This is a genomic window from Bacillus sp. HY001 (assembly GCF_007558965.1).
Lineage (GTDB): Bacteria > Bacillota > Bacilli > Bacillales > Bacillaceae_G > Bacillus_A > Bacillus_A mobilis.
In genome coordinates this window covers 135,536-156,972 of sequence record NZ_VLTE01000005.1, presented here as the reverse complement: position 1 = coordinate 156,972, position 21,437 = coordinate 135,536, and the positions used below count along the sequence as shown (strand labels likewise).

Here is a 21,437-nt window from a genome sequence, read left to right as displayed (position 1 = left end):
CCGTTTACTAGGAAATACCTATAACAAAAAGTATAAAGGCATAGAAAATAAGCCTTCCTTTTTGTTTTAACACCTCATCATCATCCGTGAATCTATCAGTGTTGTTAAAACAGGCAGGTCTCCTGACTTATGCTTCATATAATTTCTTTCACCTTCCCGTTTTCACAGTGGCACTAAAAAGAAATCTCAGCATTTACAGTGGCGGGACCGTGTTGGATTTTCACCAATCTTCCCTTTTAAACACGAAACGAAATTTTCGTGTACCTATTTTCCTTTTGAAAGGAATTTAACAAGCGATATGATATTGAAACAAATTCTAACACAATTTTTGGAATTTTGTCTACTGTTTTAAAATAAGAAAATTCTAAAGTTTTTTATTTTCATTATTCGGATTCTTCTGATTTTTTTTAGGGAGTGAATCGCGGTTAAACATACAAAGAAAGTGTACTTGTACAGAGATAAGATGATAGTTATGTTATTTGAAAATTCGTCCATATTTTGGAATAAGGAAGGGAATTGGATGGTTCATTTTGAAATAGTAAGTTATTACAAGAAAGAACAAGATTTCTGTATAAAGATACATAAACTAAGTTTATAGAAATGGGGAATTTCAATTGGAACAAAGTACAAAAAATATATATTCACCGCCAAAACATATAGTTTCAGCAGCGACAATTGTAATGAATGAACAAAATGAAATCCTATTAATTAAAGGACCTAGAAGAGGATGGGAAATGCCAGGTGGACAAGTTGAAGAAGGGGAGTCTTTGAAAGATGCTGCAATAAGGGAAACGAAAGAGGAAACGGGTATTGATATTGAGGTTTTAAAATTTTGTGGAGTATTTCAAAATGTGAACCATTCAATATGTAACACATTGTTTTTAGCTAGACCAGTTGGGGGTAAATTAACGACTACACCAGAAAGTTTGGAAGTAGGGTTTTATCCTATTGAGCAGGCGTTAGAGATGGTGAATTTTATGAATTTCAGACAAAGAATTGAATATAGCTTGGATGAAAATCGACAACCTTTTTATATAGAGTTTTAAGAAATAATCTTCCATTATGGGACTATGGTGATGAAGAAATCCTTGTTATATTTTTGAGCGCAGTGAAGTATCTTATAACCAAAATTAAACAAGCATAATCCGTCCTAAATTAGAACAGGGCTATGCTTGTTTTAGATTATCAAATGAAATAACTTTATTATCTTTTACAGTTGCTTCTTTATAACCTCAACCTTCATTTTTATCAATTTCTGAAAGGCGTCCTGCAACTGCATCTGTAAGGAGGGTATTTAACCATTGCAATTCAACTGTAATATGTTCAATAACACTTTGTAAAATATATAGTTGTGCACGTGGGATTTGTCCTTTGCTACAATCATAAATAGTTTGCATTTTATGTAAATATTGAACGGTATCATTTTTCTTTTTTTCTAAAATCGGGACTAACTCTTGGTCATCACCAAAATGAGCGAAAGAGAGTGCCGAATAAATTGGTTTATATATTTGATTTTTTGCTTCGAATTGTTTTAATAGTAACTTGTGAAATAATTGTTTACCTTCTTCTGTTATATGAAAGATTGTTTTATCTGGTCTATTCGTATCTCGAACAATAGTTGTAATACTAATTGCACCTTGCTTTTCTAATTGCTCGAAGGCGTAATAAAGTGATCCTTTTGCATATTTAATATAACAATCCATTTGTCTTTCTTTCATGATGTGTTGCACTTCATATGGATGTTTATCCCCTTCGAGTAGCAAGCCGAGAATGACTAATTTCATGCTCATGCTATCTCAACTCCTATAAATAAAAACTTTATACATATTATAAACGGCATACCCTTTTTCATAAAGGATATGCCGTTTCTTTTTTCTATACTAACTTACTTGCTTTTGTTTTTGTTTCGTTTTTGGACCTGTAAAGAGGCGTTCATTTCCCATAAGTAAAATACAAATAATACTTAGTACAGCGGGGATAAGTGCCCAGAAGAATGTGCTGGCAATAGATGTTGCTAGAGCCTCTTTAATACCAGTTAATATTTCAGCTGGTATTTTCTCGGTAGCACCTTGTGATAATAAGAAACTTGTGTCTCCACCTTTTGGAGCTAATTTTGCTAGTTCAGGAGGGAATACAGTGTTTAGTTTATCCGTAAAAGTATGATTTTGAATGGTACCAAAAATTGTTACACCAAGAGTCATACCGAGTGAACGGAAGAATGAGTTTGTTGATGTAGCAGAACCACGGTCTCGCATTTCTAACTTGTGGATAGAAGACATACTTAAAACTGAGAACGAGAAACCAACTCCAAGTCCAGTGAGAACCATAAATAGCGTTACAAGTAGACGAGGTGTATCCATTGTTAACGTGCTTAGTAAATAAATACCAATTACGAAGAAAACACCAGATACCACCATGATGTTACGATAACTTGTTCGAGAAGCTAACTGTCCACCTGTTTGGCTTCCAATTACAGAGCCAACCATCATAGGTGTTAAAATTAATCCAGCATTTGAGGCTGAACCACCGAGAACACCTTGAACGAAGATTGGGATATAAACAGTACAGATAATAAAAGCGGCACCATAGAAAAAGGCAACGCCTTGGCTAGCTGCGAATAAAGGCTTTTTAAATAGATGGAAAGAAATGATAGGTTCAGTTGCTTTTCGTTCTACGAAGAAGAAAATAATAAGCATAATAACAACTGTTGTAAATAAACCGATAATTACAGTGGAATTCCATGCATATTCTTTACCGCCAAGTTCTAAGGCAAACATTAAGCACACGATACTAATAACAAGTGTAATAGCGCCAGCCCAATCGATTTTTTGTTTTCTAAATTCTAGAGATTCACTGTAGTATTTAGTAATGAAGAAGAAGGAGATAAGTCCTAATGGAATATTAATATAGAAGACCCAATGCCAACTTATATAGTCTGTAATATAAGCACCTAATAAAGGACCGAATACACTAGATGTCCCGAAAACCGCACCGAATAGCCCTGTCATTTTTCCGCGCTTTTCTGGTGGGAATATATCGTACATAATTGTAAAGGCGATAGGCATAAGAGCACCGCCACCGATTCCTTGAATTGCTCTATAAATACTTAGTTGCTCAATACTAGATGCTGTTCCGCAAAGTGCAGAACCGAATAAGAAAAGAATAAGACCACCAATATAAAAGCGTTTCCGTCCGTACATATCAGAAAGTTTTCCGAAGATAGGCATCCCTGCCATTGTTGCTACCATATATGCAGACGTGACCCAAACGAACTTGTCAAATCCTCCTAGGTCTCCAACAATCGTTGCCATTGCTGTTGCAACGATTGTATTATCCATTGCCGCCATTAAAATACCAAGTAATAAACCTGCAACAACAAATTTTGTATTGTTGGAGTCTGTTTTTGATAATTGAGATTCCAAATATAACCCTCCTTTAATAATAAGTAAACTATATGAAGTTTTGAGTGCAGCGCATAAAAATGTAAAGTATAGTTCTTTCAAATCAATTTACACAAGTGCACAAGCCATAAAGAATATTATAGTCAAATTTGACTAAAAGGCAAACTTTTTCTTCCGTCAAAATATTCTGTTGTATGGACTGTGAAAGAGTGAGTAATACTTAATATTGGTATAAAGTCAATGAAGGAAATTGTAAAAAAATATTTCAGTAAGAATACCGTCTGTGAACAGATGAAAAATGGTTTTTTCTTTACATTGTCGAATAGGATAAAAGGAAGAGTAATAATTATATATCGTTTGTAACAAACTTTATTAATATGGTGTAGAGAGGCAGAATAAGGTCGTATGGATATGATGCATCTGAAATGGGGTGAATATTATTATGAAAATATGGAAACGAATTTCGGATCAAGGAAGGCGTTCAATACCGCTACAACCGGTGTTATGGATTGATGGCTCAAAAAAGGAAAACGAATGTCCTAATGTAGCAGTTACATTGCAAATCCGTAGTATGTATAAAGAAAAATTTTCATATGAACTGACCTATGATGTAAATGACATACTTATTATTCGAATGGAAGTTGAAAATAAAGGAATGGAAATGATTTCACGAGTTGTAGTAAGTCATATGATTCGAGATTATTTTGCCTATATTCCAAACTCATTAAAGGCTGATAAGGGGATGAGTGAGTTCCTGTTCCAGCTTGTAAGGTGGCGGATTGATAATTTGTTACCGAATGAGAAGGTGGAACTAATTTGTAAAATAAAAGCAAATAAAGATAAAGCACTTAAAAACGCATTATTTCAGGCTACATATACATTTCAATATAAAGGAGTATCATATGGTCCACTGCAAACAAATGAAGTTGTAGTGAGGCAATGAAAAAAAGGAACCTGTACGAAAGGTTCCTTTCTTTAATGGAGGTTGTGTTTTTTGAGTACTTTTTTTTGCTCGATTCCTTTTTTTCCTACATAATTATTTTTATAACCAAAATATAGGATGAAAAGAAAGGAAGCAACATTTACAATAGCGTCTATTTGATCGTTGGTAATAAAGTTCACTCCGAAAGAATTAAACAGTAATTTTAATGATAATAGAAAGCCTGCTAGTAAACGTATAATATCTGATAGATTTTCTTTTTGTAGCATACAGATCACCTCTTCCTAAAAACGATATATAGTATATATATGAAATGGAATAGAAATGGTAGACAAGCTTAAGCGGAAATGTACACTCAATATGTACATTTTTTATTTTGTAGAAAAACATAATTGTTATAGAAACATATATTGGTATAGAAGGGAGGAAAAGTATGAAACATAAAGGGAAAATTAGTGGATTATTACTTGGGAATACAGTGGCAGTTACAGAATGGATTGCGCTTCAGGATGTAATTACAAAACTGGATTCGCGATCATTTTATACCGTCTTTATTATTTATATATTGCAAATGATACTCAGCTATTATTTTGGACATTGGTATGATAAAAGAGCGAGTGGGCGTCTGGATACGGAAGTAGGAGGAATGGCAAGTAATGATTTTGTAGTTGATTTCTTTGAGAAAGTAGCTGCTTTATCAGAGCGGGATTCTCATAATATTACAGTGTACATTCTTTCTGTGAAAGAATGGAAAGGACTAAAAGAAACAGTGCAAGAAAAAAAATTGGAGGTGTTAGTACAAAAATTGGAGAGTACGATTGTAAAGACAATTCGTAAAGGAGATGTCGTTACTAAGTGGGATGAAAATAAGTATGTTATTGTGGCGATTGATAACGGACATGAAAAGTCGACAATAACAAACCGATTAATGAAAAGTATTGAAAGCGAAATAGAAAATGGTTTGTTAAGTATAACCCTATTATTTGGAGCTGCTAGTTATCCAATAGAAGGAAAAACTTTTGAAGAATTGTTAAGAAAGGCACAAAATCAATTGTACCAACATAGGGATTTGTAAGGAAATGAGTGAAACTTTGATTTAAAGAAATATGAAATGAAGAAGTTTTAAATGTAACATTTTTTTGACTTTTATTACAAAAAGAACTTTTATTGTAATAAAAGTCTTTAAAAATATATAGAATAAGCATATAATTATGATGGATGTGTCAATGCATTTTGCACAATGTGTTTCATTTTAAAAGTGTAGAGGAAAGCATGCTCTACACTTTTCCTTTTTAGGGGATAATAAGAATAATTGTAAGTTGTTGCAAGGTAGCATTTAAACTGTGTAAAATGAACAAAGAAATTATTTGATAGAAAGCGGAAAGGGAATGATAGAATGATAGACGTGAGAGAACAACGAACATCTTTTATCAGGTGAATTATTACTGTTGTTCTTCAAATTATTATGGCTGTGATGAATTCCGTTGTACTTTTATGTAATACATAGTATGAACAAGTTTTAAAAAGTGCCAAGTAAAAGTATATGTAAAGATGGATACGAAATTGCTATTGAGCTCAAAGACGTAAAATGTAATTTCAAGTAATACAATTTGACAAGTATTAATAAATAATATCAATGATTTTCGTAAAAAAGGTGCGAGTGTGGAGTTTATAGAAGGATATATAATTTTCATAGCTTTTTACACGATGATCGTATATAAGTAGGAGGAAAAGATGTTGAAGTATAGTAAATTAGCAATTGTAACTGCATTATCAATGACTTTATTAGCCGGTTGTTTCGGGCCGAAACCAGAAGAGGAATTATATGTTGCGTTTGAAAATGCTGCAAAGCAAGAAAAAACAATGTTTGAAGATGCAAAAAAACTTGAAACTTTAGAGAAAGAGGGACAAGAATTATATAACCAGATTGTTCAAGAGGGAAAAGATAATAATCAAACTGTTAAGGAAAAACTGAATCAAGCAGTGAAAAATACAGATGAACGAGAAAAAGTGCTTACAAAAGAAAAAGAATCTTTAAATAAGGCACAAGAAGAAGTGAAATCAGCAGATAAATATGTGAAGAAAATTGAAGATAAGAAATTGAAAGATCAAGCGGATAAAGTGAAAAGTACATATGAGAAACGACATGATTCATTTAACAAAATGTATGATAGCTATGGTAAATCGTTAAAACAAGAAAAAGAATTATATACAATGCTACAAGATAAAGGTACAAAATTAAAAGATATTAGTGAAAAAGTAAAAGTAGTAAATCAATCTTATAAAGATATTGAATCAGAAAAAGATAAGTTTAATGAATTTACGAAATCTTATAATACAGAAAAAATAGCTTTTTATAAACAAGCAAATATTAAAATTAAAGAAGAGAAAAAATAAAACAGTTTGGCCTACAATTGGCCAAACTGTTTTATTTTTTTGTATAAGTACGACTATACCATGGGACAGGTTCACTTAATTTTTTCTCTTGTTTCAGTGCTTCAGGACCAATATAATCTTGAAGTGTCTTTTTTGCTACTGTTAAAGATAAGTTTGTTTTCGGATTTCGATAGGAGGATTCAAGATGACCAAGATGTGGTAGGATTCGAAAATCTTCTTTTGTAGGAGGAATATGGAAAAAATAATCACCTAAACGGATAAGAACATCCGATTGTTGTTGGCTAAAGCGTGGATTTCTAGAAAAATGTAATCCTTCTTTAATAGCTTTTTTTTCAGCAATTAAGCGTTCTAAAGCCGTCTTTTTTAACCAATATAAATACTTCGGATTAGTTGCAGCTTTAGCATGACGATTCACAACGAAAATAGATTGAGCTAGTCGATTAATAGAATGTTGGTTTTGTAATTGAGATTGTGGTTGTGAAGGTTTCATATGGAATCTCCTTTCAATTTTTCATTATTATAACATAAATAAAATAGATTTTTATTATATGCAAAAAGTGATTGTATATATTTTCAATATTAAAGCAATATTGTTACAAAAAACAACTATTTTGTATAATAGTAATAGAATGTGCTTTAGAAATTTGATAATGAAAGAGTGAGAAGTTTGAAAGAAATATTAAAACAGCAATATGCCATTATAGATATTGGATCTAATACAATGCGTTTAGTTATTTATGAAAAGCAAAACGGAGGTTTTTATAAGGAGATTGAAAATACGAAAGTGGTTGCTCGGTTAAGGAATTACTTAATCGATGGTGTGTTGATTGAAGAAGGAATAGACGTGTTGTTACAAACATTATTTCAATTTCAAGAAAGTACACGATTCCACCAGTTGCATCATGTACTTTGTGTTGCAACAGCAACAATTAGACAGGCCGAGAATCAAGAGGCTATTAAAAAGCTTGTTGAAGGACAAACAGACTTTACTCTTAGAGTATTATCAGAATATGAGGAAGCACGTTACGGCTATTTAGCGGTTATGAATTCAACTTCGTTCTCTGAAGGAGTTACAGTAGATATTGGTGGAGGAAGTACGGAAGTTACATACTTTCGAAATAGAGAAATTTTAGAGTACCATAGCTTTCCTTTTGGAGCACTTTCTTTAAAGCAACAATTTATTAAAGAGGATATACCTACTAAAGACGAATTGGAAAAGATTCAAACGTACTTAGAATATCAATTTCGAACATTACCATGGTTAATTGATAAGAAATTGCCTCTTATTGCAATTGGTGGTAGTGCGAGGAACTTAGTGAAAATCCATCAAAATTTAATTTGTTATCCTATAGCAGGGGTACATTTATATAAAATGAAAGAAGAAGATATTAAACATGTGAAAGAAGAATTGGAAGCATTGTCGTTCATAGAACTTCAAAAATTGGAAGGATTGGCAAAAGATCGAGCAGATACAATTATTCCAGCAGTCGAAGTTTTTCATACGCTTGTTAATGTTATAGAGGCACCAGCATTTGTATTAAGTAGAAAAGGGTTACGAGAAGGTGTTTTCTATGAAGAGTTGACAAAAGATTTGGGGATTTCATATTATCCGAACGTAGTCGAAGAAAGTCTGCATTTATTATCACATGAATATGAAATGGATATGGAATTTGTAATTCAGCTTATTAAACATGGAAGATTGATTTGTCAACAGCTGGAGGAAACAGGGCTAATTTCTATGACAGAAAAAGACTGGGAAGTATTCTATCAAGCGGCGAAAGTATTTAATATAGGTAAATATATAGACGAAGAAGCGAGCCGCTTACATACGTTTTATTTATTAGCGAATAAAACAATCGATGGTATGATGCATAAAGAGCGAGTTAGATTAGCGCTTATTGCGTCTTATAAATCAAAAATGTTATTTAAACAACACTTGTCCCCATTTGAAGGATGGTTCGATAAAAATGAACAAAAAAAAATTCGTCTATTAGGGGCTGTTTTACAATTTTCAGCAGCTCTAAATATAAGGCAAAGATCGCTTGTTGAATCGATATCTATAACAGATAGTAAAGAGGGATTAACATTTACAATTGTATGTGAGCAATCGGCATTAGCGGAAAAAGTGCAAGCTGAAAAGCAAAAAAAGCAGCTGGAAAGAGTGTTGAAAACGACTATTCACTTATCCTTCGAATCAAACTGTTAAGTTGTACGGATGTCTTTACAAAAAATTAACACTTTGGAATATTGTAATTTGCTAAAATGAAAGTAACTAAATTATAGTAAAAAAGTTTCAAGGGAAGTGTGAAGAGGATGGAAATGTTGAAGGGGAATATAGTTAATTTAAATGATACAGCTTATTACAATAATCGAGAATTAAGTTGGTTAGCATTTAATGAACGTGTACTGCAAGAAGCACAGGATGAAACGAATCCGCTCTTGGAAAGATTAAAGTTTATTAGCATTTTCAGCTCAAATTTAGATGAATTCTTTATGGTACGCGTGGCAGGATTGAAGGATCAAGTGAGTGCTGGGTTTAACCAACCAGAAAATAAGGCTGGCTTAACACCAAAAAAGCAATTAAACAAAATTGCGATAAAGGCCCATGAATTAATGACTGTACAATATAATACGTTTAAAAATTATGTGTTGCCAGCGCTGGAGATAGAAGGAATTGAGCGTTTAACATTCCATGATTTGACGAAGGAACAGAGAGAGTTTATAGAAGAGTATTTTGATGAGCAAATTTTCCCAGTCTTAACACCTGTAGCTATCGATGCATATCGTCCATTTCCAATGTTATTAAATAAAAGTTTGAATTTAGCTACTCTTTTATATGATGAGAAACAAGTGGAGGAGGAAAACCGTACAAAGTTAGGAATTGTACAAGTTCCTTCATTACTTGAACGTTTCATATTTTTACCGAGTGAAGGGCAAAAGCATAAATTTATTTTATTAGAAGATGTAATTAGTGGTTTTACTCATAAATTATTTACAGGATATAATGTATCATCTGTTACTCGTTTCCGTATTACACGCAATGCGGATTTAACAATTCATGAAGAAGGTGCGAGGGATTTATTAAAGGTAATTGAAAAAGAATTAAAGAAGCGTAAGTGGGGAGCTGCTGTACGTTTAGAAGTTGGCAAAGAGCATATTGATGAAAGAGTATTAGCATTATTATATGAGGTGTTGGAAGTAAAAGATGAAGATGTGTATATAATGGATGGACCGCTAGATTTAACATGTCTATTTTCTTTATATAAAAAACTAGCTCCTTTATATGAACATTTAGTATATCCGGCTCTTATTCCGCAAAGACCTCAAGACTTAGGGGATGCGGAAGATGTATTTGAAAAAGCAATTGAGCATGATATTTTATTACATCATCCCTTTGAATCGTTTCAGCCAGTAGTTGATTTTGTCCGTGATGCGGCAGACGATCCGAATGTACTTGCGATCAAACAAACATTATATCGAGTAAGTGGGGATTCGCCGATTATTCAGGCGCTAAAAGTAGCGGCTGAAAAAGGAAAGCAAGTGACGGTATTAGTTGAGTTAAAGGCAAGATTCGATGAAGAAAATAATGTGCATTGGGCTAAAGAATTAGAAAAGGCAGGCTGTCACGTTATTTACGGTGTAAGTCATTTGAAAACACATAGTAAAATTACACTAGTTGTAAGAAGAAAAAACGGAAAAATCGAAAGGTTCGTACATCTTGGGACTGGGAATTATAATGACGCAACAGCAAAGTTATATACTGATTTCGGGTATATTACATCACGAAAAGACTTTGGGGTCGATGCAACAAATTTCTTTAATTATTTGAGTGGTTATACAACAAAGCCACATTTTCATCATTTATCGGTTGCACCATTTGATATAAGAGAGCAATTTATGGATTTAATAGATGAAGAAATTCGTTATCATAGGCAATATGGAAATGGATATATTATTGCTAAGATGAATTCATTAACAGATAAGCCATTAATAAAAAAAATGTATGAAGCATCACAAGCTGGAGTGAAGGTAGAGCTCATCGTTCGAGGAACATGTTGTTTAAGGCCTGGTATTCCAAATGTAAGTGAAAATATTCGGGTAGTTAGTGTTGTCGGGAGATATTTAGAACATAGCCGAATTTATTATTTCCATCATAATGGAGAGGAAAAGATATATTTATCTTCAGCTGATTGGATGACGCGAAATATGGAAAAGCGAGTAGAAATATCTTTCCCGATATTAGATATTGAAATGAAGGCGAGAATTAAGGCGATTTTACAGCTTACATTAGCTGATAATGTGAAAACGCGTGAACAAAATAAAACTGGTGATTATTATTATGTTATTAATAGTAGTACAGAAGAAATTGATAGCCAAGTGAAGTTGTTTAAGATGGCGTATCAAAACACGGATGCTGAATAATGAGAACAAAGAAAAAAACCTCTTAAAAAAAGAGGTTTTTTTACTTTGTTCTCTACTTATTATACGTTCTCTAAATAGAAGAATCTGTAGAGAGAATAGTTTTTATTGTAAGCATGTTAATAGATTATAGATTAGTCAAGAGAGGGAATAACATTGGTAGAATTGTTACAGTACATTAATAATAGTATGGTTGTTGACAAGGTCCACCATAACAAGGGAAAGGTGTTGGCGGTGGGAAAGGTGGTGGATATGGTGGGTAATACGGTCTAGGACCGAAAGCCAATGCTCCGCCGAGCAGTCCACCAGCAATGCCAGCTAGAAATGGGACGCCAAAAAACGGAAAGAAGCGTGAGTCGCCTACTGGACCAATAGGTGCTGAACGGACTGGGATTGGTTGATAATATGGATACATGAACAAACCTCCTTTATTGGACTCACTTTTATCATATGGTAAATGAAACGTGGATGAGCGCGTACAAGAAAGGATATGTAAGAAAATAGGCGGATTATTGCGAATGTTGGAGCGTGAAAATCGTAATTTCAGGTTTTGACATAAATCGGAATGGGACACGTGTTCTTCCAAGGCCTCGATTGACATAGAGAGCTAAATCTTGAATCGTATAGAAGCCCTCAACATAGTTTTTAGCAAGTGATGGGGTAATAATAGCGCCTACAAAAGGAATTTGTACTTGTCCGCCATGGCTATGACCAGAAAGTTGCAAGTTAACTGGATACTTCGCTATTTGAGGTGCAATATCTGGCTCGTGAACAAGAACAATGTTATAAGTGTGTTCCCTTGCATGCTGTAGTGTCTCCTCTATTTTTGGTTTACCTAGTAGTATATCATCGAGCCCGAAAATGGAGATTTCACTATTATCCAGTAGACGAATTTTCTTTTCGCTATTTAGCAATAGTTCAAATCCAGATTCACGCATGATGTGCTCGTAGTATTCCGTCCCATATCCACCGTGATCGTGGTTACCATAAATAGAAAATTTACCGAAGGGTGCTTGTATATTTTTTAAAATAGATGCAACGAAAGGAGTGTCAGTATATGTTTGATAATTATCAATGAGATCACCAGTAAAAAGAACAATATCTGGCTTTACATCATTAATTTTAGAAACGATTTGAGATAAATGTTGGAGAGAGAAATAGTATCCAAGATGTAAATCGCTAAATTGAAGAATCTTCATACCATGAAAACTTTTTGGTATGAGCTGTGATGTAAGTGTATGTTCTGTCAAAGCGAGTAAATGAGGCTCAATATATTTAGCGTAATAGTATCCGATACTAGTGGTTATAAATGAATATAGACAAGTGCGCATGCCAACTTTTAAAAAATCTCTTCTTGTAATTTTCTTCATAAAAATATGAGTATACCTATTTGACTTATATTACATATGTTTGTTACATTTGCAGGTTACTCAAATCTCCTTTCAGTTTATTTAAAATATATTTTAAATAATAAAAAGTAGTATAGATTACGAAATAAACAAATGAAAAGAAACCTCTTTACGTTAAAATATCAGAAAAGTTTAAAAATATAAAGATTTCTATCAAATAAAATGATAAAATGAATGTGTATTCATTTTTTGGAGGGGATGTATGTGAAAGAAAAGGTAGTTATTATAACAGGTGGATCAAGCGGAATGGGAAAAGGAATGGCAATTCGTTTTGCAAAAGAAGGGGCACGAGTTGTTATTACAGGACGTACAAAGGAAAAACTAGAGGAAACAAAGTTGGAAATTGAACAATTTCCAGGACAAATATTACCTGTACAAATGGATGTAAGGAGTACGGACGATATTCAGAAAATGATTGAACAGATTGATGAGAAGTTTGGACGAATTGATATTTTAGTAAATAATGCAGCTGGAAACTTTATTTGTCCAGCAGAAGATTTATCCGTAAATGGCTGGAATTCGGTCATTAATATTGTGTTAAATGGTACATTTTACTGTAGCCAGGCTGTCGGAAAATATTGGATTGAAAAAGGTATAAAAGGGAATATCATTAACATGGTAGCAACATATGCATGGGATGCAGGTCCAGGAGTTATTCATTCGGCTGCAGCGAAGGCTGGAGTATTAGCAATGACGAAGACGCTTGCTGTTGAGTGGGGACGTAAATATGGAATACGAGTAAATGCTATCGCACCAGGACCAATTGAACGTACGGGCGGTGCTGATAAATTATGGATTTCAGAAGAAATGGCTAAGCGTACGATACAAAGTGTTCCGCTTGGAAGGCTGGGTACGCCAGAAGAAATCGCAGGTTTAGCTTATTATTTATGTTCAGATGAAGCTGCGTACATAAATGGAACTTGCATGACAATGGATGGAGGACAACATTTACATCAATATCCATTTTAAAAGGGATGAGAAAATGAATGTTAATTCATTTTTCTACGGTTAAATGTGACGGAATTGTGACATATGAAAGAAAGGTGTTTACAAGAGGTCATATATACGTTATATTTAAGACCTCTTTTTTCTTCATAGTAGAATTGCTAATTCCCCTTAGCATTTTACCCCTCTAATCCCTTCAGGAAAACTGAAGGGATTTTTTATTATTTTTCCGTAAATATCATGTTATAATTTTTGAAAAGTAAAGGGAGGGAAGCACGTTGATAGATGCATTAGATGTAATGAGTAACTTGGATAAAGTCCTTCCTTATTATCAAGCTATTTTTAGTGCTGATGAGCATACTGTAATCGGATATGAAGTAGTAGGACGTATTCAAACAGAAGAGGGCATACAAAGTTTAGCTTCTTTCTTTCATGATGATTCTATTCCAAGTGAGTTTCAACTGGAAGCGGACAATATTATAGTAGAAAAAGCTTTAAATCGTTATTTAGAGAGTGATCAAAAACTATTATTATTTATACATCGGAATGCTAACGTATTAATGAACGATGATGATGAAAGTTTACTTCAACTTTTATTGATGTATGAAGAGCAAGGTTTAAATTTGAAACACATTGTTTTAGAAATTACAGAACATGAATGTAAAGAAGATATAGAGCAATTTAATCATTTGCTTATGTATTATCGTACATATGGTATTCAAATTTCGATTAATAAAGTCGGAACGGGTACAAGTAATTTAGAACGTATTAGCGTGTTAGCGCCAGATATTTTAAAAGTAGATTTAACAAACTTAAGGCAAACTGCACTTTTACAATCTTATCAAGATATTTTATATTCTTTATCATTACTTGCTAGAAGAATTGGTGCGACATTGTTGTATGAAGAAATAGATGCTTTTTATCAACTACAATATGCTTGGAAAAACGGTGGTAGATATTATCAAGGGAATTATTTGAAAGAGTGCTTACCTGATTTTATTGAAACAAACGTTTTGAAAGAACGACTTGGTAATGAGTGTCATCAATTTATTCAACATGAGAAGAAGAAATTACAAAAAATTTATAATTTAACAGAAATGTTACGTGATCGAATTGGTGATGTTCTAGCCAAACAGAAAAAGAATGAAGATATAAATGATTGGTTATTACAATTTAGCCAAAGTGTATCACAGTATAGTTTCCGCATATTTATTTGTAACGAAGATGGTTTCCAACAATCAGGAAACGTTATGAAAAAAGATGGGGAATGGATTGTGATGCCCGAGTATTATATGAAAAACTGGAGTTGGCGTCCGTATTTTCTAGAAAATATTATGAAAATGCGTTTTGAAAATAAGGCAAGACTTTCAGATTTATATGCTGATATTGAAACCGGTGAGATGGTACGAACATTTTCTTTCCCAATTGATGATGAAAACTTTTTATTTATAGATTTATCGTATGAATATTTATATGAAGAAGATGTTTTATTTTAATGCACGAAGAGATTCGTGCATTTTTTGTTTGTTTTTATCATAAATTGGTAATAGTGAAAATGGCGATGAAAATGCTGTCTATCGTTGTAAAGATTTTACGAACGAAACCAGCCCTTTCTTGGCATAATCATTGTTACAATGAATACTACAAAGACAAGTTCTCTTAAAAGGAAGGTGAAAAAATGAGGAAATATGGAATATGGTTAGTTCTATTTGTATGCGTTGCCTTTCTAGTTGGTTATAGTGTCACAACTGTTTTAGGAAAAGAGGAAGTGAAAATCGATCAGAAAGAAGTGTTTACAACGATACAAAAAGGCTATGAAACCCAATTCTCAATTCGTGGGAAGCATTTGCCGATGAATAAGATGATAGAAACGTTATCACCATATTTTACAGAGAATTTCCTTCAAGTATTTACAGATGAAAATAGTAGAAGTGATAAACAAAGTGGTGAATATTTACTTCCGGCAAAAGAAGCACCGTTTTCTTTTCATTCAGAAACGAAAATGTCATATGATGAAGAGCATAAAATTTTATATGTATATGAGCGTGCAAAAAGTGGACAATATCAAATTGTAACATTGCAAAGAGATCAAGGGAAATGGAAAATGGCTGGATATCATGAAAGTCAAGAACTTTTAACTGAAATAAAAAGATTACAACAATTATAAAGTAAAACTTTAATTGGTGGGGGATATTCACTTCTAACTGAGTAATAGCCTGCACCAATAGGGCTATTACTACCCACAAATATTGAATAAGAATAGGTCTTCACCTATTCTTATTCAATATTGAGTAGCTGTTGTAATTTTTCAATTTGAAAACCAGCAACAACTTCTCCATCAATTACAACTGTTGGAGTTGAATATGAATCATAGTCATATAAAAGACGATTGCGTGCAGCAGCGTCTTTTTTTACGTCAAATTCTTCATATACAACGTTATTATGCTTTAAAAATTCTTTCACAATGACACATGGCGGACAATCAGGTTGTGTGTAAACCTCAATTTTTTTCATTGTAATTCCTCCTTTTTTCTGTTTTTTATTATATTCTTCCAGTATAAAAATCGCAATAAAGAAGGGAAAAGATGTTCTTTCTGTTTTTTCCTTCGCATTTCGACAAATTTTTAGTTGAGTTTCTGGCCAATAACCTTTATCCTAGACTGTGGAACATTTTTTCTGTTATGACGGATAGAATGAGTATAGCTGTAAAACCTATTGGTAGGAAGATCAGAGAAAGGAGAGATTTCATGTCTCTACTCCAAGGAATTTTAACTCGACTTGTTAGTCTACAAGAACAAGCTGAAAGCGGTGAAGTAGCACAACGCTATTTTGAAGTGAACGGTGAGCGCAAATGTAGCGTGAAATTTTTCGATAAAAGTGAAATGTATGAGTTAGAAGTGTATCAACAAGGTGAAAAACCTCAAGTGTATCAATTCGATAATATCGACATGGTTGCAATTGAGATTTACGATATCATTTCTTGATACATATAAAAAAGGTGTTGCCATATGGCAACACCTTTTTTAGTTCTATTACTTTTTAGCATATATGTATAGGGATTTTTCATTTTTCCTACAATGGTAATAAAGTAACATTGTAATCAGTAGGGATTCTTCGTCCTATACTGATTATTAGCCATCACCAATTAGTTGTTTACAGATAGCAAAAGCGGGATAAAGATAACGAGGAGGTGTGTTGTATGGAACGTTTACCAGTTGTGATTTTTCCTAAATGTCACAATTCTGCTGAGATTATTCATGTATTAACGGCTCAATCGAATCAAAATGTAATTTATACGTGCCAATTTTGCCAGTATGTAATTCGAAATATTGAAACGAATAAAGGATAGGAAGTTATAATTTTTATTTTTGTCCCATACAATGAGAATACGAAAAGTCTGTCTAATTGAAAGGACGTGACTATGTGGCCGGTGAACATACATTTTATAATGTTTCAGAGAGACATTTAAATTTTGATATGGTCTTTAGCCGTATTTGTAGCTTCATTGAAAAGGATCCACGAAATTTGTATCGCTTATCTATTGGGACAGACTCACAAGCACATCAAAAGGATACGAGGTTTATTACGGCAATTCATATTCATCGCGTTGGAAAAGGTGCCTGGGGGTGTTTACACCATAAATCAGTGAAAGATAAGCCAGCAACTTTACGTGAGAAAATATATTTAGAGACGCAGTTTAGCCAAGAAATCGCATGCCTATTTACTCCAAAACATATACAAACAATATGGGATTTATTGCATCCATATGCTCAAGATGGGGCTGGATTTATAATGGAAATTCACTTGGATATCGGAAATGATGGTTTAACAAAAGAATTTATTCTAGATATGACAGCGAAAATTCAAGCGATGGGATTAACTGCAAAAATTAAGCCAGATGCTTATGCGGCGTTTAGTTATGCAAATCGATATACGAAATAAAAAACAATTTTTATATATCTTTCACTAAAAACTGAATATTACATCTATTAAATAGGCTGGAAATTTTATATAATAAGAGTAACGATGCGAGTATAAGGAGAGGGGTATATGAAAAGGGAAGTTGTTTTAACAGAAGAAGAAGAGAGTTTGTTACTAGATATTTTATTTCAGCAAAATTATGCGAGTGAAATTTTAGCTGTGGAACTTACAGATATTGAGAATGGTTTAAAACGGACAGATGTGACGCAATATAAAAAAATTACAAGGTTATTTTACAGATTAAAAAATAAGGGGTATTAAGCGCTACCGGAATGGTAGTCTTTTTTTTGTGTTGTATGCTAAAATAGCTGTGTAATTTTGTTTTTATTGAAATAAAGTAAGGACAAAATAATAATATGAAAACGCTATCATAAAATGTGAATAGAGTCGGTGATTAAAAGTAGGAAAAAGGGAAGATGGGGGATGTAACATGATTAGTATTCCGAAAGACGAGTTTCAACAAATTTTTGTGAAAGATTTAATGATTTCATCAGAAAAAGTAGCACATGTCCAAATGGGGAATGGTTTAGAGCATGCTTTACTCGTTCTTGTGAAATCTGGATATTCGGCGATACCTGTTTTAGACCCGATGTATAAATTGCACGGGTTAATTAGTACTGCTATGATTTTAGACGGTATGTTAGGGCTAGAGCGCATTGAGTTTGAAAGACTTGACGAAATGAAAGTAGAACAGGTGATGAAGGAAGACATTCCGGTTCTTAAGTTAGAAGATTCATTTGCAAAAGCTTTAGAAATGACAATTGATCATCCTTTTATTTGCGCTGTTAATGAAGAGGGATATTTTGAGGGGATTTTAACACGTCGAGCTATTTTAAAATTGTTGAATAAAAAAGTAAGACAACATAATCGATAATGTGAGAAAAGTGACTTCATAGAAGCGGAGAAGTCACTTTTTTTCGTGCATATCAGTTGTGTATGTATTATATTTAAAAAGATAAAAAATATAAGAGTATATAGTTAAATTAAGGATGAAAAGCTTATTGAGATAAGGTGTATGGAAGCTAAGGAAAGAGGGAGAAAGTTGCAAATTGATGATTTTCAAATGATGGTTGTGTTAGCTCAGGAATCAAATATGAGAAAAGCGGCGGAACGTTTATTTGTTTCACAACCTGCGCTTAGTCAACGATTACAATCTATGGAGAAGCAATGGGGAATGAAGTTTTTTATTCGCTCACAAAAAGGATTGACAATTACACCTGAAGGGGAAAAAGTCGCAAATTATGCAAAAGAGATGCTACAAAAAGAAGAGGATATTAAAAGTGAGCTAGCTGTTTTTAGAACAGAAACTCACGGAACGTTAAAAATAGCTGTTGCATCAGTTATTGGTCAATATTGGCTTCCGCCCGTTTTGAAGAAGTTTGTACATAAATACCCTTCTGTGAAAATATCGCTGTTTACTGGCTGGAGTAGTGAAGTGCAAAAGCAATTTTATGAAGGGGACGTTCATGTTGCTATATTGAGAGGCACACAAGAATATAAAGGTCAGAAACAACAATTATTTGAAGATGAACTTTATTTAGTGGACAAAGAAATAAAAGATATTTCGATGTTAAAAGAAACAAATAGACCATTTATTCAATTTAAAAGTGATTCGACTTATTATGGACAAATACAAAATTGGTGGTATGGTTTATTTTCTAATCCGCCTAAGAGAACAATTGTGGTTGATCAAATTGAGACTTGCAAACAACTCGTTTTAAATGGTATAGGTTATGCTCTTTTACCTTCTACTGTTTTAAAAGAAGTACAGGAAAATATGTATAAAACACCTGTTCAATTAACGAGAGAAACATGGTTATTGACGAGTGAATCGGCCAGACAATTGAAGCAAGTACGGGCGTTTTTAGAAATTATAGAAGAAATTCAAATGGAAAAATAGGATTATTATCTTGCTACTCGCTCTATCGTTTGGTAGAGTAACATTATAAATGGATTTAGGAGGCAACAAGAATGAAAATGATGGACGCTAACGAAATTATTTCGTTTATTCAAAAAAGTGAAAAGAAAACTCCTGTAAAGGTATACATAAAAGGGGATTTAAAAGAAGTAACATTCCCTGAAACGGTACAAGCATTTGTAAATAAAAAGTCTGGTGTATTATTTGGAGAATGGTCTGATATTAAGACAATTCTTGATGAAAATAGCAAGCACATTGTTGATTACGTTGTTGAAAATGACCGTCGTAATTCTGCGATTCCAATGCTTGATTTAAAAGGTATTAAAGCTCGTATTGAGCCAGGCGCGATTATTCGTGACCACGTTGAAATCGGCGACAACGCTGTTATTATGATGAATGCAACAATTAATATCGGTGCTGTAATTGGTGAAGGTACTATGATTGACATGAACGCGGTACTTGGTGGACGTGCAACAGTTGGTAAGAACTGTCACGTAGGTGCGGGTGCAGTACTTGCAGGTGTTATTGAGCCGCCGTCAGCAAAACCAGTTATTGTTGAAGATGATGTTGTAATTGGTGCTAACGTAGTTGTGTTAGAAGGCGTTACAGTAGGTAAAGGTGCAGTTGTAGCAGCAGGCGCTGTTGTAACAGAAGATGTGCCTCCATATACAGTTGTTGCGGGTACTCCAGCACGTGTAATTAAAGAGATTGATGAGAAGACAAAAGCAAAAACTGAAATTAAACAAGAGCTTCGTCAATTAAACCCAGAGAAATAAAAACAAAAAAGCGTAAGAGCATAACTGGCTCTTACGCTTTTTATAGATAGAGGTGCAAAAATGGCAGTAAGCAAATTCATTCAAATACGTAGAGACTTACACAAAATACCGGAAATTGGATTTAAAGAGTGGAAAACACAACAGTATATTTTAGATTACATAGGAACGCTTTCGAATGAGTATGTGGAAGTGAAAGTATGGAAAACGGGTGTCATTGTTAAAGTAAATGGAAAGAATCCAGAAAAAATTATTGGTTATCGTGCAGATATAGACGGTTTACCAATTACCGAAGAAACTGGATATGAATTCGCTTCTATTCATGAAGGAATGATGCATGCATGTGGACATGATTTACATACAACAATCGGTTTAGGCCTTCTAACAGCAGCTGTAACAGAAAGAATAGATGATGACCTTGTGTTTCTATTCCAACCAGCTGAAGAAGGTCCAGGAGGGGCTCTTCCTATGTTAGAGAGTGAAGAGTTAAAAGAATGGAAGCCGAATATAATTCTTGGCCTTCATATTGCACCTGAATATGCTGTAGGAACAATTGCGACAAAAGAGGGGCTATTATTTGCGAATACATCAGAGTTATATGTTGATTTAAAGGGGAAAGGTGGACATGCAGCCTACCCGCATACTGCAAATGATATGATTGTTGCAGCAAGTCACCTTGTTACACAACTTCAATCCGTTATTAGTCGTAATGTGAATCCACTTGATAGTGCAGTAATTACAATCGGAAAAATAACAGGTGGTACAGTTCAAAACATCATAGCAGAAAAGTCTCGGTTAGAAGGAACGATCCGAACGTTATCAGTGGAATCAATGAGTCGTGTTAAAAGTAGGATTGAGGCAATTGTTGCAGGTATAGAAGCTTCCTTTCAATGTGAAGCCGCCATTGACTACGGGGCGATGTATCATCAAGTATATAACCATGAAGCATTAACGAGAGAGTTTATGCAGTTTGTAAGTGAACAAACTGATATGAATGTAATTACATGTACTGAGGCAATGACAGGAGAAGATTTTGGTTATATGCTTCAAGAGATTTCTGGCTTTATGTTTTGGCTTGGGGTAAATTCAGAATATGGTTTACACCACGCAAAATTAAAACCAGATGAAGAGGCTATTGAGAAAGCTATCGCATTTTTAGATCAATATGTGAAGTGGAAAGGGACTAGAAAGTAAACTTGCTCGCCAAATTTGCAAAAATTTGAAGTGGGTACTTGTTAGTTCCAAGATGGAAAC

Annotated in this window: 25 protein-coding genes and 1 riboswitch; of the genes, 18 read left to right on the top strand and 7 right to left on the bottom strand. The window is 33.6% G+C overall.

The window, feature by feature from the left end:
- Positions 1-95: 95 nt before the first annotated feature.
- Positions 96-283: riboswitch (cobalamin riboswitch) on the bottom strand.
- 331 nt (positions 284-614) lie between these two features.
- On the top strand, positions 615-1,046 hold the full coding sequence (locus tag FOT98_RS03435) for an NUDIX hydrolase (RefSeq protein ID WP_063260477.1): 432 nt from the start codon (positions 615-617) through the stop codon (positions 1,044-1,046).
- Between the two features lie 186 nt (positions 1,047-1,232).
- On the opposite strand, the gene FOT98_RS03430 is transcribed toward FOT98_RS03435, so the two are convergent.
- Both FOT98_RS03430 and FOT98_RS03425 read right to left on the bottom strand, forming a co-directional pair.
- The gene (locus FOT98_RS03430) at positions 1,233-1,790 is read right to left on the bottom strand and encodes a PadR family transcriptional regulator (RefSeq protein WP_061678299.1); all 558 of its coding nucleotides are present in this window, start codon (positions 1,788-1,790) and stop codon (positions 1,233-1,235) included.
- Between the two features lie 90 nt (positions 1,791-1,880).
- Entirely contained in the window at positions 1,881-3,422 is a 1,542-nt protein-coding gene (locus FOT98_RS03425; RefSeq protein WP_063260476.1) for an MDR family MFS transporter, read from the bottom strand.
- 421 nt (positions 3,423-3,843) lie between these two features.
- Here FOT98_RS03425 and FOT98_RS03420 point away from each other — a divergent pair, with 421 nt between their 5' ends.
- Positions 3,844-4,344 carry a hypothetical protein gene (locus FOT98_RS03420; RefSeq protein ID WP_063260475.1) on the top strand — a complete coding sequence of 167 codons (501 nt, stop codon included), beginning with the start codon at positions 3,844-3,846 and terminating at the stop codon, positions 4,342-4,344.
- Positions 4,345-4,376: 32 nt separating this feature from the next.
- On the opposite strand, the gene FOT98_RS03415 is transcribed toward FOT98_RS03420, so the two are convergent.
- Positions 4,377-4,610, bottom strand: a complete 234-nt coding sequence (locus FOT98_RS03415) for an SPP1 phage holin family protein (RefSeq protein WP_000939452.1) — start codon at positions 4,608-4,610, stop codon at positions 4,377-4,379.
- Between the two features lie 164 nt (positions 4,611-4,774).
- On the opposite strand from FOT98_RS03415, the gene FOT98_RS03410 reads away from it, so the two are divergent.
- Both FOT98_RS03410 and FOT98_RS03405 read left to right on the top strand, forming a co-directional pair.
- Positions 4,775-5,416 (top strand): diguanylate cyclase domain-containing protein, encoded by a 642-nt coding sequence (locus tag FOT98_RS03410; protein WP_063260474.1) that lies wholly within the window; start codon positions 4,775-4,777, stop codon positions 5,414-5,416.
- 659 nt (positions 5,417-6,075) lie between these two features.
- Complete coding sequence (locus FOT98_RS03405; protein ID WP_063260473.1) at positions 6,076-6,738, top strand: YkyA family protein; 663 nt, start codon at positions 6,076-6,078, stop codon at positions 6,736-6,738.
- A 31-nt stretch (positions 6,739-6,769) separates the two neighbouring features.
- Here the strand turns inward: FOT98_RS03405 and FOT98_RS03400 are convergent, their stop codons facing one another.
- Positions 6,770-7,228 (bottom strand): YkyB family protein, encoded by a 459-nt coding sequence (locus tag FOT98_RS03400; RefSeq protein ID WP_000804861.1) that lies wholly within the window; start codon positions 7,226-7,228, stop codon positions 6,770-6,772.
- 168 nt (positions 7,229-7,396) lie between these two features.
- Between FOT98_RS03400 and ppx the strand changes: the two genes are divergently transcribed.
- Together ppx and FOT98_RS03390 are read left to right on the top strand one after the other, a co-directional pair.
- Positions 7,397-8,944, top strand: a complete 1,548-nt coding sequence (ppx, locus tag FOT98_RS03395) for an exopolyphosphatase (protein WP_390841904.1) — start codon at positions 7,397-7,399, stop codon at positions 8,942-8,944.
- Positions 8,945-9,051: 107 nt separating this feature from the next.
- Positions 9,052-11,160 (top strand): polyphosphate kinase, encoded by a 2,109-nt coding sequence (locus FOT98_RS03390; protein WP_061678292.1) that lies wholly within the window; start codon positions 9,052-9,054, stop codon positions 11,158-11,160.
- Positions 11,161-11,335: 175 nt separating this feature from the next.
- Here the strand turns inward: FOT98_RS03390 and FOT98_RS03380 are convergent, their stop codons facing one another.
- Entirely contained in the window at positions 11,336-11,572 is a 237-nt protein-coding gene (locus FOT98_RS03380) for a hypothetical protein (RefSeq protein ID WP_061678291.1), read from the bottom strand.
- Positions 11,573-11,666: 94 nt separating this feature from the next.
- The gene (locus FOT98_RS03375; protein WP_063260471.1) at positions 11,667-12,527 is read right to left on the bottom strand and encodes a metallophosphoesterase; all 861 of its coding nucleotides are present in this window, start codon (positions 12,525-12,527) and stop codon (positions 11,667-11,669) included.
- Positions 12,528-12,770: 243 nt separating this feature from the next.
- Between FOT98_RS03375 and fadH the strand changes: the two genes are divergently transcribed.
- The 4 genes from fadH to FOT98_RS03360 all read left to right on the top strand — a co-directional run bounded on the left by fadH (position 12,771) and on the right by FOT98_RS03360 (position 15,678).
- Positions 12,771-13,535, top strand: coding sequence for a 2,4-dienoyl-CoA reductase (gene fadH / locus FOT98_RS03370; protein ID WP_063260470.1), 765 nt, complete (start codon positions 12,771-12,773; stop codon positions 13,533-13,535).
- A 254-nt stretch (positions 13,536-13,789) separates the two neighbouring features.
- Positions 13,790-15,007, top strand: a complete 1,218-nt coding sequence (locus FOT98_RS03365; protein WP_000564301.1) for an EAL domain-containing protein — start codon at positions 13,790-13,792, stop codon at positions 15,005-15,007.
- On the top strand, positions 15,007-15,174 hold the full coding sequence (locus FOT98_RS32235) for a hypothetical protein (RefSeq protein ID WP_186292092.1): 168 nt from the start codon (positions 15,007-15,009) through the stop codon (positions 15,172-15,174). Before FOT98_RS03365 ends, FOT98_RS32235 begins: the two co-directional genes overlap by 1 nt.
- A 15-nt stretch (positions 15,175-15,189) precedes the next feature.
- The gene (locus FOT98_RS03360) at positions 15,190-15,678 is read left to right on the top strand and encodes a DUF3993 domain-containing protein (RefSeq protein WP_061678288.1); all 489 of its coding nucleotides are present in this window, start codon (positions 15,190-15,192) and stop codon (positions 15,676-15,678) included.
- Positions 15,679-15,788: 110 nt separating this feature from the next.
- Here the strand turns inward: FOT98_RS03360 and FOT98_RS03355 are convergent, their stop codons facing one another.
- Positions 15,789-16,025 (bottom strand): glutaredoxin family protein, encoded by a 237-nt coding sequence (locus FOT98_RS03355; protein ID WP_000717880.1) that lies wholly within the window; start codon positions 16,023-16,025, stop codon positions 15,789-15,791.
- Positions 16,026-16,258: 233 nt separating this feature from the next.
- Here FOT98_RS03355 and FOT98_RS03350 point away from each other — a divergent pair, with 233 nt between their 5' ends.
- The 8 genes from FOT98_RS03350 to FOT98_RS03320 all read left to right on the top strand — a co-directional run bounded on the left by FOT98_RS03350 (position 16,259) and on the right by FOT98_RS03320 (position 21,377).
- Positions 16,259-16,495, top strand: a complete 237-nt coding sequence (locus tag FOT98_RS03350; RefSeq protein WP_000055151.1) for a YkuJ family protein — start codon at positions 16,259-16,261, stop codon at positions 16,493-16,495.
- Positions 16,496-16,710: 215 nt separating this feature from the next.
- On the top strand, positions 16,711-16,860 hold the full coding sequence (locus FOT98_RS32230; RefSeq protein WP_063260469.1) for a hypothetical protein: 150 nt from the start codon (positions 16,711-16,713) through the stop codon (positions 16,858-16,860).
- Positions 16,861-16,934: 74 nt separating this feature from the next.
- Entirely contained in the window at positions 16,935-17,453 is a 519-nt protein-coding gene (locus FOT98_RS03345) for a ribonuclease H-like YkuK family protein (protein ID WP_000896653.1), read from the top strand.
- Positions 17,454-17,561: 108 nt separating this feature from the next.
- A complete protein-coding gene (abbA, locus tag FOT98_RS03340) occupies positions 17,562-17,753 on the top strand; it encodes an antirepressor AbbA (protein WP_000818083.1) in 192 nt (63 codons plus the stop codon).
- Between the two features lie 169 nt (positions 17,754-17,922).
- Positions 17,923-18,366, top strand: a complete 444-nt coding sequence (cbpB, locus tag FOT98_RS03335; RefSeq protein ID WP_016086509.1) for a cyclic-di-AMP-binding protein CbpB — start codon at positions 17,923-17,925, stop codon at positions 18,364-18,366.
- A gap of 141 nt (positions 18,367-18,507) precedes the next feature.
- Positions 18,508-19,392 carry a transcriptional regulator CcpC gene (locus FOT98_RS03330; RefSeq protein WP_061678286.1) on the top strand — a complete coding sequence of 295 codons (885 nt, stop codon included), beginning with the start codon at positions 18,508-18,510 and terminating at the stop codon, positions 19,390-19,392.
- 71 nt (positions 19,393-19,463) lie between these two features.
- A complete protein-coding gene (gene dapD / locus FOT98_RS03325; protein ID WP_061678285.1) occupies positions 19,464-20,186 on the top strand; it encodes a 2,3,4,5-tetrahydropyridine-2,6-dicarboxylate N-acetyltransferase in 723 nt (240 codons plus the stop codon).
- A 60-nt stretch (positions 20,187-20,246) separates the two neighbouring features.
- Positions 20,247-21,377: an N-acetyldiaminopimelate deacetylase gene (locus FOT98_RS03320; protein ID WP_063260468.1), complete on the top strand. Its 1,131-nt coding sequence runs from the start codon at positions 20,247-20,249 to the stop codon at positions 21,375-21,377.
- Positions 21,378-21,437 lie beyond the last annotated feature (60 nt).

Bases quoted from the DNA above. Each gene is read 5' to 3' on its own strand.
- FOT98_RS03430 (WP_061678299.1), bottom strand. From the start codon at position 1,790: ATGAGCATGAAATTAGTCATTCTCGGCTTGCTACTCGAAGGGGATAAA.
- FOT98_RS03420 (WP_063260475.1), top strand. From the start codon at position 3,844: ATGAAAATATGGAAACGAATTTCGGATCAAGGAAGGCGTTCAATACCG.
- FOT98_RS03415 (WP_000939452.1), bottom strand. From the start codon at position 4,610: ATGCTACAAAAAGAAAATCTATCAGATATTATACGTTTACTAGCAGGC.
- FOT98_RS03410 (WP_063260474.1), top strand. From the start codon at position 4,775: ATGAAACATAAAGGGAAAATTAGTGGATTATTACTTGGGAATACAGTG.
- FOT98_RS03405 (WP_063260473.1), top strand. From the start codon at position 6,076: ATGTTGAAGTATAGTAAATTAGCAATTGTAACTGCATTATCAATGACT.
- FOT98_RS03400 (WP_000804861.1), bottom strand. From the start codon at position 7,228: ATGAAACCTTCACAACCACAATCTCAATTACAAAACCAACATTCTATT.
- FOT98_RS03390 (WP_061678292.1), top strand. From the start codon at position 9,052: ATGGAAATGTTGAAGGGGAATATAGTTAATTTAAATGATACAGCTTAT.
- FOT98_RS03380 (WP_061678291.1), bottom strand. From the start codon at position 11,572: ATGTATCCATATTATCAACCAATCCCAGTCCGTTCAGCACCTATTGGT.
- FOT98_RS03375 (WP_063260471.1), bottom strand. From the start codon at position 12,527: ATGAAGAAAATTACAAGAAGAGATTTTTTAAAAGTTGGCATGCGCACT.
- FOT98_RS32235 (WP_186292092.1), top strand. From the start codon at position 15,007: ATGCACGAAGAGATTCGTGCATTTTTTGTTTGTTTTTATCATAAATTG.
- FOT98_RS03360 (WP_061678288.1), top strand. From the start codon at position 15,190: ATGAGGAAATATGGAATATGGTTAGTTCTATTTGTATGCGTTGCCTTT.
- FOT98_RS03355 (WP_000717880.1), bottom strand. From the start codon at position 16,025: ATGAAAAAAATTGAGGTTTACACACAACCTGATTGTCCGCCATGTGTC.
- FOT98_RS03350 (WP_000055151.1), top strand. From the start codon at position 16,259: ATGTCTCTACTCCAAGGAATTTTAACTCGACTTGTTAGTCTACAAGAA.
- FOT98_RS32230 (WP_063260469.1), top strand. From the start codon at position 16,711: ATGGAACGTTTACCAGTTGTGATTTTTCCTAAATGTCACAATTCTGCT.
- abbA (WP_000818083.1), top strand. From the start codon at position 17,562: ATGAAAAGGGAAGTTGTTTTAACAGAAGAAGAAGAGAGTTTGTTACTA.
- cbpB (WP_016086509.1), top strand. From the start codon at position 17,923: ATGATTAGTATTCCGAAAGACGAGTTTCAACAAATTTTTGTGAAAGAT.
- FOT98_RS03330 (WP_061678286.1), top strand. From the start codon at position 18,508: ATGGAAGCTAAGGAAAGAGGGAGAAAGTTGCAAATTGATGATTTTCAA.
- dapD (WP_061678285.1), top strand. From the start codon at position 19,464: ATGAAAATGATGGACGCTAACGAAATTATTTCGTTTATTCAAAAAAGT.
- FOT98_RS03320 (WP_063260468.1), top strand. From the start codon at position 20,247: ATGGCAGTAAGCAAATTCATTCAAATACGTAGAGACTTACACAAAATA.